This window comes from Streptomyces sp. NPDC015532 (assembly GCF_043078065.1).
GTDB lineage: Bacteria > Actinomycetota > Actinomycetes > Streptomycetales > Streptomycetaceae > Streptomyces.
Genome location: NZ_JBIBSY010000007.1, coordinates 236,539 through 249,703 on the forward strand (window position 1 = coordinate 236,539; position 13,165 = coordinate 249,703).

16 protein-coding genes are annotated in these 13,165 nt (G+C 69.9%); 13 read left to right on the forward strand and 3 right to left on the reverse strand.

Annotated features, from left to right (window positions below; all coding sequences use genetic code 11):
• Window positions 1-88: 88 nt before the first annotated feature.
• Window positions 89-646: a TetR/AcrR family transcriptional regulator gene (locus ACF07B_RS22995; RefSeq protein ID WP_392180362.1), complete on the forward strand. Its 558-nt coding sequence runs from the start codon at window positions 89-91 to the stop codon at window positions 644-646.
• A gap of 286 nt (window positions 647-932) precedes the next feature.
• Here the strand turns inward: ACF07B_RS22995 and ACF07B_RS23000 are convergent, their stop codons facing one another.
• Window positions 933-1,538, reverse strand: a complete 606-nt coding sequence (locus ACF07B_RS23000; RefSeq protein WP_392180306.1) for a murein hydrolase activator EnvC family protein — start codon at window positions 1,536-1,538, stop codon at window positions 933-935.
• 271 nt (window positions 1,539-1,809) lie between these two features.
• On the opposite strand from ACF07B_RS23000, the gene rpsB reads away from it, so the two are divergent.
• The 5 genes from rpsB (at window position 1,810) to ACF07B_RS23025 (ending at window position 6,495) form a co-directional block, all read left to right on the forward strand.
• On the forward strand, window positions 1,810-2,739 hold the full coding sequence (gene rpsB / locus ACF07B_RS23005; protein ID WP_369484238.1) for a 30S ribosomal protein S2: 930 nt from the start codon (window positions 1,810-1,812) through the stop codon (window positions 2,737-2,739).
• 96 nt (window positions 2,740-2,835) lie between these two features.
• A complete protein-coding gene (tsf, locus tag ACF07B_RS23010) occupies window positions 2,836-3,672 on the forward strand; it encodes a translation elongation factor Ts (protein WP_369484239.1) in 837 nt (278 codons plus the stop codon).
• A 183-nt stretch (window positions 3,673-3,855) separates the two neighbouring features.
• Window positions 3,856-4,626, forward strand: coding sequence for a UMP kinase (gene pyrH / locus ACF07B_RS23015; RefSeq protein WP_037625128.1), 771 nt, complete (start codon window positions 3,856-3,858; stop codon window positions 4,624-4,626).
• Between the two features lie 172 nt (window positions 4,627-4,798).
• On the forward strand, window positions 4,799-5,356 hold the full coding sequence (frr, locus tag ACF07B_RS23020; RefSeq protein WP_037625129.1) for a ribosome recycling factor: 558 nt from the start codon (window positions 4,799-4,801) through the stop codon (window positions 5,354-5,356).
• The gene (locus ACF07B_RS23025; protein ID WP_362391517.1) at window positions 5,356-6,495 is read left to right on the forward strand and encodes a phosphatidate cytidylyltransferase; all 1,140 of its coding nucleotides are present in this window, start codon (window positions 5,356-5,358) and stop codon (window positions 6,493-6,495) included. The genes frr and ACF07B_RS23025 overlap by 1 nt, the downstream gene beginning before the upstream one ends.
• 71 nt (window positions 6,496-6,566) lie before the next feature.
• On the opposite strand, the gene ACF07B_RS23030 is transcribed toward ACF07B_RS23025, so the two are convergent.
• Window positions 6,567-6,899 (reverse strand): hypothetical protein, encoded by a 333-nt coding sequence (locus tag ACF07B_RS23030; protein WP_392180307.1) that lies wholly within the window; start codon window positions 6,897-6,899, stop codon window positions 6,567-6,569.
• A complete protein-coding gene (locus ACF07B_RS23035) occupies window positions 6,896-7,246 on the reverse strand; it encodes a DUF6233 domain-containing protein (RefSeq protein ID WP_392180308.1) in 351 nt (116 codons plus the stop codon). Before ACF07B_RS23035 ends, ACF07B_RS23030 begins: the two co-directional genes overlap by 4 nt.
• 155 nt (window positions 7,247-7,401) lie before the next feature.
• Between ACF07B_RS23035 and ACF07B_RS23040 the strand changes: the two genes are divergently transcribed.
• From ACF07B_RS23040 to ACF07B_RS23070, 7 genes are all read left to right on the forward strand, one after another.
• Entirely contained in the window at window positions 7,402-7,875 is a 474-nt protein-coding gene (locus ACF07B_RS23040) for a carboxymuconolactone decarboxylase family protein (RefSeq protein WP_362391513.1), read from the forward strand.
• 360 nt (window positions 7,876-8,235) lie between these two features.
• Window positions 8,236-8,556, forward strand: a complete 321-nt coding sequence (locus ACF07B_RS23045; RefSeq protein ID WP_362391511.1) for a GYD domain-containing protein — start codon at window positions 8,236-8,238, stop codon at window positions 8,554-8,556.
• A gap of 307 nt (window positions 8,557-8,863) precedes the next feature.
• Window positions 8,864-9,406: a DUF4240 domain-containing protein gene (locus tag ACF07B_RS23050; RefSeq protein WP_392180309.1), complete on the forward strand. Its 543-nt coding sequence runs from the start codon at window positions 8,864-8,866 to the stop codon at window positions 9,404-9,406.
• A 245-nt stretch (window positions 9,407-9,651) separates the two neighbouring features.
• Window positions 9,652-9,876 carry a cold-shock protein gene (locus tag ACF07B_RS23055; RefSeq protein ID WP_384235018.1) on the forward strand — a complete coding sequence of 75 codons (225 nt, stop codon included), beginning with the start codon at window positions 9,652-9,654 and terminating at the stop codon, window positions 9,874-9,876.
• Between the two features lie 286 nt (window positions 9,877-10,162).
• Window positions 10,163-10,588, forward strand: a complete 426-nt coding sequence (locus ACF07B_RS23060) for a hypothetical protein (RefSeq protein ID WP_392180310.1) — start codon at window positions 10,163-10,165, stop codon at window positions 10,586-10,588.
• Window positions 10,585-12,609 carry a tetratricopeptide repeat protein gene (locus tag ACF07B_RS23065; protein WP_392180311.1) on the forward strand — a complete coding sequence of 675 codons (2,025 nt, stop codon included), beginning with the start codon at window positions 10,585-10,587 and terminating at the stop codon, window positions 12,607-12,609. The genes ACF07B_RS23060 and ACF07B_RS23065 overlap by 4 nt, the downstream gene beginning before the upstream one ends.
• Before the next feature lie 98 nt (window positions 12,610-12,707).
• Window positions 12,708-13,025: a hypothetical protein gene (locus tag ACF07B_RS23070; protein WP_392180312.1), complete on the forward strand. Its 318-nt coding sequence runs from the start codon at window positions 12,708-12,710 to the stop codon at window positions 13,023-13,025.
• The last annotated feature ends 140 nt before the right edge of the window (window positions 13,026-13,165 follow it).

A 13,165-nucleotide genomic window follows, 5' to 3' on the forward strand; every position in this document is an offset into this window, starting at 1 on the left:
GTCATCGGGGCGGGCTCGGCGGAGTGGTTCCCGTCCGCGGCACCGCGTCCGTACAGTGGTTGACGTGCCAAGGATTCGAGCGGCCTCCGTGGCCGAGCACCGGTCGATGCAGCGAGCCGCCCTGCTGGACGCGGCGCGGTCCCTGTTGTCCGAAGGCGGGACGGAGGCGCTGACCTTTCCCGCCCTCGCCGAGCGCACGGGGCTCGCGCGTTCCTCCGTGTACGAGTACTTCCGGTCCAGGGCGGCCGTCGTCGAGGAACTGTGCGAGGTCGACTTCCCCGTCTGGGCGGCCGAGGTCTCGGCCGCGATGGCCGCCGCGGACGGCCCCGAGGCCACGGTCGAGGCCTATGTGCGCCGGCAGCTGGGGCTGGTCGGGGACCGGCGCCACCGGGCCGTGGTCGCCATCTCCGCCAGCGAACTCGACGCGGGTGCCCGGGAAAAGATCAGGGCCGCGCACGGCGGGCTGGTCACGATGATCGGTGAGGCGCTCACGGAGATGGGGCACGCCGAGCCGCGGCTGGCCGCGATGCTCCTCCAGGGCGTGGTCGATGCCGCGGTGCGCCGCATCGAGCTGGGCGCCGCCGAGGACCCCTCCGCGATCACGGAGGCGGCCGTGACGATGGCCCTCCGAGGCGTCCGCGGCTGAACCCCGCCGGGGGGGTCAGGGCTGAACCCCCGCCGCCCCCGGGGTCGCGGCTGAGCTCCCGCCGTCCCCGGGGTCAGGGCTGAATCCCGCCGTCCCCTCCCGGGGGCCCAGGCCGAGCTCCCGCCGTCCCCCTGGACCGGGCTGCCCCGCCATCACGGCCCAGGGGCTGCCCCGCCGTCTCGGCCCCGGGGCCGAGGCCCGCCCGTCATGGGCCGGGGTGACTCGCCCGCTGGACCGCCTCTCCGCCCCCTGTCACCTCGCCTCTGCCTGGTCGGTGTCCGGCCGGTCAGGGGCGGGTGCCGGGGGCGTCGAGTGGGAGCAGGCGGGACGGGCCCGTGGTCAGGAGCCACGGAGGGAGCAGTGACAGCGGGTTCAGATAGGCCGTGCCTCTGAGCAGGCCCCAGTGCAGACAGGGTGTCGGCCCGCAGTGCGTGTCCGGTGCCTCCAGGGTGCCGAGCACCTGGCCCGCGAGGACCTCGTCGCCCTTGCGCACCGAGGCCCGCACCGGACCGTACGTCGTCCGCAGCGGCGGCGCCCCCGTGCCCGACAGCTCCACCGAGACGGCCCCGCGGCCCGCGACCCGGCCCGCGAAGGACACCCGGCCGGACGCCACGGCCCGCACCGCCGCGCCGGGCACGGCCGCCAGGTCGACCCCGCGATGCCCCCGCGAGTAGGCCGTCGCCGGCGGTTCCCAGCCCCGTACGACGAACGGCCGGGCACCCACCGGCCAGGTGCGGGCGAGCGCCGGCACCGAGGGGTCGGCCGTCGGCGGGGAGACCGGGGTCCCCGGCCAGGGCCCGGGACCCGTCCCGTGGGCCGGCGCCGACGCACCCAGGACGGTCACCGTCAGGCACAGCAGGAGCCACGTACGCGCACATCGGTTCACTCGCATACGGGAACCGTCCCGGATACGAGCGGATCATGGCCGGGATCTGTGGAGTACCGGCCGGTTGTGGACAGCGGCGTCACCTGCCCCCTCTCGGGTCCCGTACACTTCTGATGGCGATTCGGGTCACCGAGTCGACTTCGCACGCCCCGGCACCTGGTCGTCACAGATCGGTGTCAGCGCCTCTCGGTCCTTTGTGGCAAGGCGCGTCGGGAGCGTCAGGCGCGAGTGCCGTCCGGCACGCGCGGTACAACCGAGAAAACCGAGGAGAACGGCCATGGCCGTCGTCACGATGCGGGAGCTGCTGGAAAGCGGCGTCCACTTCGGTCACCAGACCCGTCGCTGGAACCCGAAGATGAAGCGCTTCATCTTCACCGAGCGCAACGGCATCTACATCATCGACCTGCTCCAGTCGCTGTCGTACATCGACCGCGCCTACGAGTTCGTCAAGGAGACCGTCGCCCACGGCGGCACGGTCATGTTCGTCGGCACGAAGAAGCAGGCGCAGGAGGCCATCGCGGAGCAGGCCACCCGCGTCGGCATGCCCTACGTCAACCAGCGCTGGCTGGGCGGCATGCTCACCAACTTCTCCACCGTCTACAAGCGTCTGCAGCGCCTCAAGGAGCTTGAGCAGATCGACTTCGAGGACGTCGCGGCCTCGGGTCTCACCAAGAAGGAGCTTCTCGTGCTCTCGCGCGAGAAGGCCAAGCTGGAGAAGACCCTCGGTGGTATCCGCGAGATGCAGAAGGTGCCCAGCGCCGTCTGGATCGTGGACACCAAGAAGGAGCACATCGCGGTCGGCGAGGCCCGGAAGCTCAACATCCCGGTCGTCGCCATCCTCGACACCAACTGTGACCCGGACGAGGTCGACTACAAGATCCCGGGCAACGACGACGCGATCCGCTCCGTCACCCTGCTCACCCGCGTGATCGCCGACGCCGTCGCCGAGGGACTCATCTCCCGCTCCGGCGCCGGCAAGGCCGCGGGTGACAAGGCCGCGGGCGAGCCGCTCGCCGCGTGGGAGCGCGACCTGCTCGAGGGCGAGAAGAAGGCCGACGACGCCGAGGTGCAGACCTCCGCCGAGACGGAGAAGGTCGCCGACGCCGAGCAGGCCGAGGCTCCGGTCGCCGAGGCCGAGGCTGTCGAGACGCCCGCCGCCGAGGCCCCCGCCGCCGAGGCGCCGGCCGCGGACGCCGAGCAGGCCTGACCCCTCACCCCTTCGGGTTGGTGAACGGCGGGGGCCCACAAAGCCCCCGCCGTTCGTCCCGTAGATCTTCAGACTTCGAGAGAGACTCCAGGAATCATGGCGAACTACACCGCCGCCGACGTCAAGAAGCTCCGTGAGCTCACCGGCGCCGGCATGATGGACTGCAAGAAGGCGCTGGACGAGGCCGACGGCAACGTCGACAAGGCCGTCGAGGCGCTGCGGATCAAGGGCCAGAAGGGCGTCGCCAAGCGCGAGGGCCGCTCCGCCGAAAACGGCGCCGTGGTCTCCATCATCGCTGACGACAACACCTCCGGTGTCCTGGTCGAGCTGAAGTGCGAGACGGACTTCGTCGCCAAGGGTGAGAAGTTCCAGGCTGTCGCCAACGAGATCGCCCAGCACGTCGTCAAGACGTCGCCGGCCGACATCGAGGCGCTCCTCGGCTCCGAGATCGAGCCGGGCAAGACGGTTCAGGCGTTCGTCGACGAGGCCAACGCCAACCTGGGCGAGAAGATCGTCCTGGACCGCTTCACCCAGTTCTCCGGCGCGTTCGTGGCCGCGTACATGCACCGCACCATGCCCGACCTGCCCCCGCAGATCGGTGTTCTGGTCGAGCTGGACAAGGCCGACGCCGACCTCGCCAAGGGCATCGCGCAGCACATCGCCGCCTTCGCGCCGAAGTACCTCTCCCGTGAGGACGTTCCGGCCGAGGTCGTCGAGAGCGAGCGTCGCGTCGCCGAGGAGACCACTCGCGCCGAGGGCAAGCCCGAGGCCGCCCTCCCCAAGATCGTCGAGGGTCGCGTCAACGGCTTCTTCAAGGAGGCCACGCTCCTCGGTCAGCCGTACGCGCTCGACAACAAGAAGTCTGTCCAGAAGGTTCTGGACGAGGCCGGTGTCACCCTGAAGCGCTTCTCGCGCATCAAGGTCGGCATCTGAGTCCGTACAGCGATCGACGCTCGACCCCGATAGGGTCGACAGCAGTCGTCCGCGTACGTCGGCACTCACACGTGTGTGCCGGACGACAGCAGATCTGACGAGGAGGCCATTGCCGAGCATGGGTTGCGAACGACACCCCACCGGCAATGGCCTTCTTCGCATGTGCACCATGAGGAGATCTCCATGACCACCACCCAGGCCGGCAACGGCGAGAAGAGCGACGACGGCAAAGGCGCGGGCCGCTTCCTGCTGAAGCTTTCCGGCGAGGCGTTCGCCGGTGGCGGAGGACTGGGCGTCGATCCCGACGTGGTGCACAAGATCGCCCGCGAGATCGCGGCCGTCGTGCGCGGCGGTGCCCAGATCGCCGTCGTCATCGGCGGCGGCAACTTCTTCCGCGGGGCCGAACTCCAGCAGCGCGGCATGGACCGGGCGCGCTCCGACTACATGGGCATGCTCGGCACCGTCATGAACTGCCTCGCCCTCCAGGACTTCCTGGAGAAGGAAGGCATCGACAGCCGCGTCCAGACCGCCATCACCATGGGCCAGGTCGCGGAGCCGTACATCCCGCTGCGCGGCGTGCGGCACCTGGAGAAGGGCCGTGTGGTCATCTTCGGCGCCGGCATGGGCATGCCGTACTTCTCCACCGACACCACTGCCGCCCAGCGCGCCCTGGAGATCGACGCCGAGGCGCTCCTCATGGGCAAGAACGGCGTGGACGGTGTCTACGACTCCGACCCGAAGACCAACCCCGAGGCCGTCAAGTTCGACGCGCTCAGCTACGGCGAGGTCATCACCCGGGACCTCAAGGTCGCCGACATGACCGCCATCACGCTGTGCCGGGACAACAAGCTGCCGATCCTGGTCTTCGAACTCCTGGCGGAGGGCAATATCGCGCGGGCCGTCAAGGGTGAGAAGATCGGCACACTCGTGGGTGACCAGAGCGGCCGAGCCTGACGGGGAACGAACGGGACCGGATACGCCTTCCGGTCCAGGACGGACCCCGACCGGGGGATGGACAATGTCCTGCCGGTCCGGAACCGTGCAGGAACAAGACGCGACGCAGCCGGCCGCCGAAGCCCGACGAGGACAAGCTGCCGGGCCTACTCAAGACACGCAGGAGCAAGTGGTGATCGAAGAGACCCTCCTCGAGGCCGAGGAGAAGATGGAGAAGGCCGTCGTGGTCGCCAAGGAGGACTTCGCCGCGATCCGCACCGGTCGTGCGCACCCGGCGATGTTCAACAAGATCGTGGCCGACTACTACGGCGCGCTGACGCCGATCAACCAGCTGGCCTCGTTCTCCGTTCCGGAGCCGCGCATGGCCGTGGTGACCCCGTTCGACAAGAGCGCGCTGCGCAACATCGAGCAGGCGATCCGCGACTCCGACCTGGGCGTCAACCCCAGCAACGACGGCAACATCATCCGGGTGACGTTCCCCGAGCTGACGGAAGAGCGCCGCAAGGACTACATCAAGGTCGCGCGGACCAAGGGCGAGGACGCCAAGGTCTCGATCCGCGCCGTGCGCCGCAAGGCCAAGGACGCCCTCGACAAGCTCGTCAAGGACAAGGAGTCCGGCGAGGACGAGGTCCGCCGTGCGGAGAAGGAACTCGACGACACCACGGCGAAGTACGTCGCCCAGGTGGACGAGCTCCTGAAGCACAAGGAAGCGGAGCTGCTCGAGGTCTGATGAACGACTCTTCCTGGGGGGCGCCGCCACAAGCCGGGTACTGGGGGCCGTCCGAGCAGGGGCCACTCCAGGGGGCGGCCCCGGCGGGTCCCACGTACGATGCGCATGACGCGCAGCACACTCGGCCCATGCCCACCGCGCCCGGCGTACCCGCACATGGCGGAGACCAGGATGACGACAGGGGGGCCGCTCGGCTGAGCGGCCCCTCGGTCCGCAACGACTCGCCGCCGACGGCGCCCTACGGGGATCCGTCGCACAATCCGCAAAGCCCGCAGGAGCCCATGCCCAGCACCGCACCCGAGCCCGCCCCCGCACCGCAGAAGAAGAGTGCGGGACGCGACCTGGGCGCGGCCATAGGAGTGGGCGTCGGGCTCGGTGCCGTGATCGTCGCGTCGCTGTTCGTCGTCAAGGCCGTCTTCGTCGGTGTGATAGCGGTGGCCGTGGTGGTGGGGCTCTGGGAGCTCACCTCACGGCTGGAGGAGCGCAAGGGCATCAAGGCGCCTCTCGTGCCGCTCGCGGTCGGCGGGGCCGCCATGGTCGTCGCCGGATACGTGCGCGGTGCCGAGGGTGCCTGGGTGGCCATGGCGCTCACCGCGCTGGCCGTGCTGGTGTGGCGGATGACGGAGCCGCCCGAGGGCTACCTCAAGGACGTCACCGCGGGGGTCTTCGCGGCCTTCTACGTGCCGTTCCTGGCGACCTTCGTGGCCATGATGCTCACCGCCGACGACGGGCCGCGCCGCGTTCTGACCTTCCTGCTCCTGACGGTCGTCAGCGACACGGGGGCGTACGCCATCGGCTGGCGCTTCGGCAAGCACAAGCTGGCTCCGCGGATCAGCCCCGGAAAGACCCGCGAGGGTCTGTTCGGAGCGGTCACCTTCGCGATGGCGGGGGGTGCGCTGTGCATGCAGTACCTGATCGACGACGGCACCTGGTGGCAGGGTCTGATCCTCGGCCTCGCGGTCGCGGCCAGCGCCACGCTCGGTGACCTCGGCGAATCCATGATCAAGCGGGACCTCGGCATCAAGGACATGGGGACCCTGCTGCCGGGCCACGGCGGCATCATGGACCGGCTGGACTCCCTGCTCCCGACGGCTCCGGTCGTCTGGCTGCTGCTCGTGCTCTTCGTCGGCTCAGGCTGATCGTTTCTCCGCACGCGTTTACGACCTACGCATCCACGACGCGCGCACCTCCACGACACCACCCCTTCGGGTCATCCGATCACCTCACCGTGATCCCCGTGACCCGGAGGGGTGGTGTCGTATGTGCGGGGCCGGCCGTCCTGCCACTCCACCCAGCTCGGATCGTCCAGGTACTCCCAGGCGTCGGGCAGGCCCGCGCGGCGCAGGAACTCCACCACGTCGGCGTCGCTGTGGGCGATACCGGAGCTCCGCCCGCGGATCGTCACGCGGCGCCCGCCCGCACCCGCCGGGCGGCCCACGGTGATGGGCGCCGTGGGGGAGGCCAGCGCGTGCGCGTCGTCGGGCCGTGCGCGCTCGCGGTCGGGTCGCGCGTCTTCGTTCGGCTGTATGTGTTCGTGGTTCACAGGACACCCAGATCCGTGTCGGGGCGGCAGTACGGGCAGGCCGTGACGCCGTCTTCGGTGATCGCCCGGAGGGCCTGCTCGCGAGCGAGCGGCCTCGTGTTCTTCCCCGCCATGCCGCAGTCGTCCTTGTGGACGGCGTCGGGGGTCGCGTCGGTACCGACGCCGCCCGCGCGTCGCATCGCGAGTTTCCAGCCGCGTGGCCGCGGGGGCGACGTGCGGGCGGCGCGCGTCGCGGCGACCTCCTGGCGCTCCAGCTCGGCGATGGTGTCGTCGGTGCGGCGCAGTTGCCAGAGCAGCCAGGCGCGGACGCTGCGCAGATGCTGCAGGCGGGACACTTTTTCGGACACGTATTCGATTCTAGGCCTTGGTGCGACCTCGTGACAGCACTCCCCTCGCGTCGCCCCGCCACGAGGAGACGCAGGTCACATTCACGTCGGTCACATCGTGCCGGGCCCTTCCGTCAACACGGTGTAACCACGAGGAACGACACAGGGAGCACATCATGGAAGCGCGTCTGAACCTCTTCGCCAGCCCGGTGGCGGCCAAGTTCATGAAGCACATCGTCGCCGCGGGCAGGCCGCTCGCGGAGTCGACGCTGCCGATGGCGACGCAGGAGCTGGTGAAGCTTCGTGCCAGCCAGATCAACGGCTGCGGCTTCTGTACCGACATGCACAGCAAGGACGCGGAGGCCGCGGGCGAGACCTCCGTTCGCCTGAACCTGGTCGCGGCCTGGAGGGAGGCGACGGTGTTCACCGACGCCGAGCGCGCCGCCCTGGAGCTGACCGAGCAGGGCACGCGCATCGCCGACGCGGCCGGCGGCGTCTCGGACGAGTGCTGGGCGAACGCCGCCAAGTTCTACGACGAGGAGCAGCTCGCCGCGCTGGTGTCCTGCATCGCGCTCATCAACGCCTTCAACCGCGCGAACGTCATGATCCAGCAGCCCGCGGGCGACTACCGGCCCGGCCAGTTCGCGTAACGGGGCGAGAAGAGGGGTCCGGCGGGGGTGACCCGGGTGGCGGCGGAAGGGTGCCGCCGCCGCCCTGCTCCTCCTCGGCGGCGCCGGCCGTTCACGCGGTGGGTCACGCGGTGAGTTCCTGCCGTGGGGGTCATGCGGTGAGCTCATTCAGTGAGGCCCTGCGGTGAGGTCCTGCGGTGAGTTCCTGCGGTGAGGTCACGTGGTGAGTGCATGGGTGGGTCCATGCGGTGAGCGGCCCGCCGGGATCGTCCGACGGCCGGTGTCTTACGAGTGAATCCCGCCGTTCTCCCGTCGGCGGCAAAGGCACCGGCGGGAAGACCATCCACGTACCGGAAACGTCGATGGCAGGGAGCGCCCCCGATGCCGAAGTTCCTCATCCAGGCCCGCTACACCCCCGAGGGGGCGAAGGGCCTGCTCAAGGAAGGCGCGAGCGGCCGCCGCGCCGCCGTCGAGCGCGTCGTCGCCGGCCTCGGCGGGACGGTCGAGGTCATGTACTTCTCCTTCGGGGAGGACGACTTCGTGTGCGTCCTCGACTTCCCCGACGCGGTCTCCATGGCCGCCGTCAGCCTCAGCGTCAAGGCCAGCGGCGCCCTCCACACCCGGGCCACACCGCTTCTCACCCTCGACGAGATCGACGAGGCCGCCCGCAGAGAGGTCGCCTTCCGCCCTCCGGGCGCGTAGCTGTCGGGGCCGTGAATGCGGTGAACTCCGTTAACGCGGCGAGGCCGTGAACTTCGAGAACGCGGTGAACGCGCTGAACGCGACGTCGTACGGAAACCCGCCGCATCGTTGGTGGCAGGACGCCTTCCGACTGAACCGTGTCCCTCTGGCGCCCGATCTCACGGGAGGCGGGGGGAAGCACCGGGCTGGGCCTTGAAGACGAAGCGAAGTGGCTAAGGTCGGGGAGCAGCGAGGGCGGCGTTTCCCCGGGGCTCCGGCTGGACCCTCGCCGTCGGGTCGAGTCCGGCCCGGGTGCCATGCTCTGCCCGTGAACGCAGAAGAGTTCTGGAACCTGATCGAGCGGGCCCGCGGCACGGCCGCCGACCCGACCGACGCCGAGGACATCGCCGAGCAGGCCACCGTGCTGCTGGCCGGGTACGGCCCCCGGGACATCCTCGGCGCCGAGCGGGTCCTGCGGGAGTTGATGGCCGCGTCCGACCGGGCTCCCCTCCGGGCCGCGGCCTGGGTCATCAGCGGCGGCAGCCCCTGCTTCGACGAGGGTTTCGACTACTTCCGCGGCTGGCTGATCGCCCAGGGCCGGGAGGTCTTCGAAGGCGTCGTCGCCCACGCCGACGGACTGGCCGAGCTCTCGGAGATCCGCGCGTCGGCGCCCGAGGGGATCGAACCCGACGGTGAGGAGCTTCTTGGCATCGCCCGGGACGCCTACGAGAGAGCGACCGGCGCCGAACTGCCCGAGGACGCCTTCACCTTCGACCGACCGGCAGCCGATCCGGACCTCGACTTCGACGACCGTGAGCGGATGACCGCCCTGCTGCCCCGGCTCACCGCCCTGTACCCGGGCCGCCCCTGACCGGCCCGCGGCACCGACGGCGGCTGAGCCGATGGGGACGGGCGTGTTGAGCCGACCTCCGCTCGGGATTCACGGGGCACAGGCATGTCTCCCCTGTTGCATCACTCCGGGGTTCTCCGAGTGAAGCCTCGCACCCACACGTGCCGAGGTCGGACAGGAGCGCGCCTGACTGCCCCGTAGCGCCACTGCTTCCCAAGCGAAATACCGAGCGCGCCGGCGCGGACGAAGCCCGTAGGCTGCCGCCCATGGTGACTGCGACGGTCCGCGAGTGGAACGACGAGGAAGGGTGGGGCGTCCTCGACTCACCCGAGACCCCCGGCGGCTGCTTCGGCCACTACTCCGACATCCAGGCCTCCGGCTTCCGCACGTTGTCGCCCGGCCAGCAGGCGGACCTCACGTGGGAAGCCCCCGGCTTCAAGCAGGACGGGTACGACTACCGCGCGGTGAACATCGTGCCGCGGCCTGCCTGACATCCACACCTGACATCAACGGCAGCGCACGCCCACGACCCCCAGCATCCGCTACGCACTGTTCACCTGAGCCGCCGCTGCAGCCGAACGAGCCTGGGGAACGGTACCGCCGGCCACGTTCGCCCCTGCAAGGCCGCGGCCTGCCCTCCTCCGGTGCGGTCATGCTCGGGCCTGTGGACGGCGAGGGTTCGTGGGAGCCGCTTTCGATGATTCGGGCGTTTCGGCCTCGACCCCGGGGCGGTGTTTCTACGCTGAGTCTTTCGGAGCCGCGTAGGCCGGGGGGCAAATGAGCGCCGAGATTGCGCAGTTGGTCGGGCAGGTGGGGCCGGCCGTGACGGCGGCCGTGGGCGCATATGGGGCTGCGGTGCTGACCCGTGCGCAGGATGCTGCGGCCGATGCCACGGTCGGTCTCGGGCAACTGATTCTTCAACTGGTCTGGCGGCGCCGGGACGAAGCGGGCCGGGCGGAGCTGGAACGGGTGGTGGGTGAGGCCGCCGACGAACAGGACGCCGCGTACTCCACGGCCGTGCTGAGCCGCCTCCTCAGGCAGGCATTGCAGGACGATCCCGCGCTCAGGGAGGAACTGGCTGCTGTACTGCCCGCTTCTGCGCCGGGCACGGTCAATGTCACGGCCTCCGGTGAACGGTCGATCGCCGCCCAGCACATCGGTACCGCGATCACCGGTGACGGTCACACCGCGCCACGGCCGTGAGCGCGGACGAGGATGGGGCGCTGCTGGGGATCAAGGCCGTCGGACCGAGGTCGATCGCCGCCGGGCAGATCGGTAACGCCTTCACCGGCGATGTACTGCCGGCCGAGGCACTGCACGCACCAAGCAAGGTCGCGGCGGCGCCGGGCACCTCCAATCTGCCTCCCGCCGCCCTCTGCCTGGGGCGGGAGGAAGAACTGGGCTGGCTGCGGCGCACCCTGACCAGCCGCCATGAGGGTGCGATCACGCAGAGCGGGACCGTGCACGGCCTTGGTGGGATCGGCAAGAGCACGCTCGCCCTCCACTACGCCCACCGTCACCGCGGGGACTACACCCTGATCTGGTGGATCAACGCCGCGTCCCCCGACGAGATCGAGACCTCCTTCACCGAACTCACCCACACCCTGGTACCCAGCCGGCCCGCCTCAGCCGACCGCAGCGCGCAGGTGGCGTGGGCAATGCAGTGGCTGGCCTGGCATGCGGGCTGGCTGCTGGTGTACGACAACGTGGAGAATCCCGACGACCTCGGCCCCTACATCGGCGCCCTCCACCAAGGCCATCACCTCGCCACCAGCCGGCGCACCACCGGCTGGCCCGACAGCGCCCCCACCCTGACCCTGGGCAACCTCGAACCCGACGACGCCACCACTCTGCTGTGCCGACTCGTGTTCAAGGAGACCGGCCCCACGCCCCGTGAGCAGGCCGAAGCCCGTTCCCTCGCGACCGAGTTGGGGTACTTCCCGCTGGCGATCAAGCAGGCCGGCGCCTACCTGGCCCAGAACCGCGGCGTCAGCCTCAGCGCTTACCGCCGCCGCCTGGACAAGAAACTCGCCAAGACCGCCCACGGCATCGAAGCCGAACGCACCATCGCCCGCGCCTGGAAAGTCACCCTCCACACCCTGGAGGGAGCCGATCCGCCGGCGGTGGAGTTGCTGCACACCGTCGCCTGGCTGGCCCCCGACGACATTCCCCACGCTCTGCTCACCCCACACGGCACCGACCCGGACGACATCGCCGAAGCCGTCGGAACCCTTGCCGCCTACAGCATGGTCACCGACACCGGCACCTCCCTGAGCGTTCACCGGCTCGTCCAGACCGTCCTACGCACCCCACAGACCACCGACGACACTCAGCCGCCCCGGCACCTTCAAGGACGCGACCGCGCCGAGAAGGCGGTCCTCCACAGCCTGCCCCCGCCCCCGGGCCGAGGCACCCCCGCCGAAGAGCGATGGAACACCCTCACACCCCACCTCCTCACCCTCGCGGCCACCAGACCGCCCGGACACCACAACACCCCACTCACCAGCGCGTACGAGATCGCCGGCCATCGGCTCCACCAGCAAGGTCACACGGCCCGTGCGATCCCCCTGTATGAGGCCACCCTCGCCCAGCACGAGGAGGTCCTGGGCAGCACCCACCCCGACACTCTGAGCAGCCGCAACAACCTCGCCGGCGCCTACGAGTCCGCAGGGGATCTGGGGCGTGCCATCCCTCTGTACGAGGTCACCCTCGCCCAGCGCGAGGAGGTCCTGGGCAACACCCACCCCGACACCCTGCAAAGCCGCAACAACCTCGCCTACGCCTACCGGGCGGCGGGGGATCTGGGGCGTGCCATTCCCCTGCTGGAGGCCACCCTCGCCCAGTACGAGGAGGTCTTGGGTGATGCCCACCCCGACACTCTGAGCAGCCGTAACAACCTCGCCGGCGCGTATGAGTCCGCGGGGGATCTGGGGCGTGCGATCTCCTTGTTCGAAGCCACCCTCGCCCAGCACGAGGAGATCCTGGGCGCGACCCACCCCAACACCCTGACCAGCCGTAACAACCTCGCCGGCGCCTATTACGCGGCGGGGGATCTGGGGCGTGCGATCCCCCTGTACGAGGTCACCCTCGCCCAGCGCGAGGAGGTCCTGGGCAACACCCACCCCGACACCCTGCAAAGCCGCAGCAACCTCGCCTACGCCCGCCAGAAGGCCAGAGCTATGAAGAACGGAAGTACAGCAACGGAAGTACAGCAACCTCATTGACCAAGGCTGTACCTCAAAGGCCGTCCACGGCTGATGGAGACCACGTCCGCCCTTTCAACGCAGTAGTCCCGGGCTCGTAGGCCGGTCATGATCTGCCTATGGACGAATACAACGGGCCAGGGCGCCGCCCCGACGTGCCGGGGCAGTCGCCGGAGGAAGTCTGGACAGCGACGCTTGCACTCCTCCCTCTGGGGGCCTCCGTCACGGGAGAGGTGATCGGACGTCAGCCCTTCGGCGTCTTCATCCGGGTCGACGGAGTTCCGAACGCCCTGGCACTCGCCGAGATCATGACCATGCCCGAGGGGATGCGGTTGCCCATTCTCGGGGCACGCATCCGCGGTGAGGTCATCGAGCACGCTGAGCACAATCACCAGGTGAGGCTTCGGCTGGACGGGTCTGGGACGGCGCTTGGGTGATCACGCCCCTGTGCCGGGTCATTGAGCCCGGCTCGCGCGCGCTCCCGTTTCGGCCGGCGCACGTCGTGCTGCGCCATGGTGAACCTGCCGATGACGTGGTGACTGAGCGCATCGATCTTTGAGGACATGTGGCGCGGACA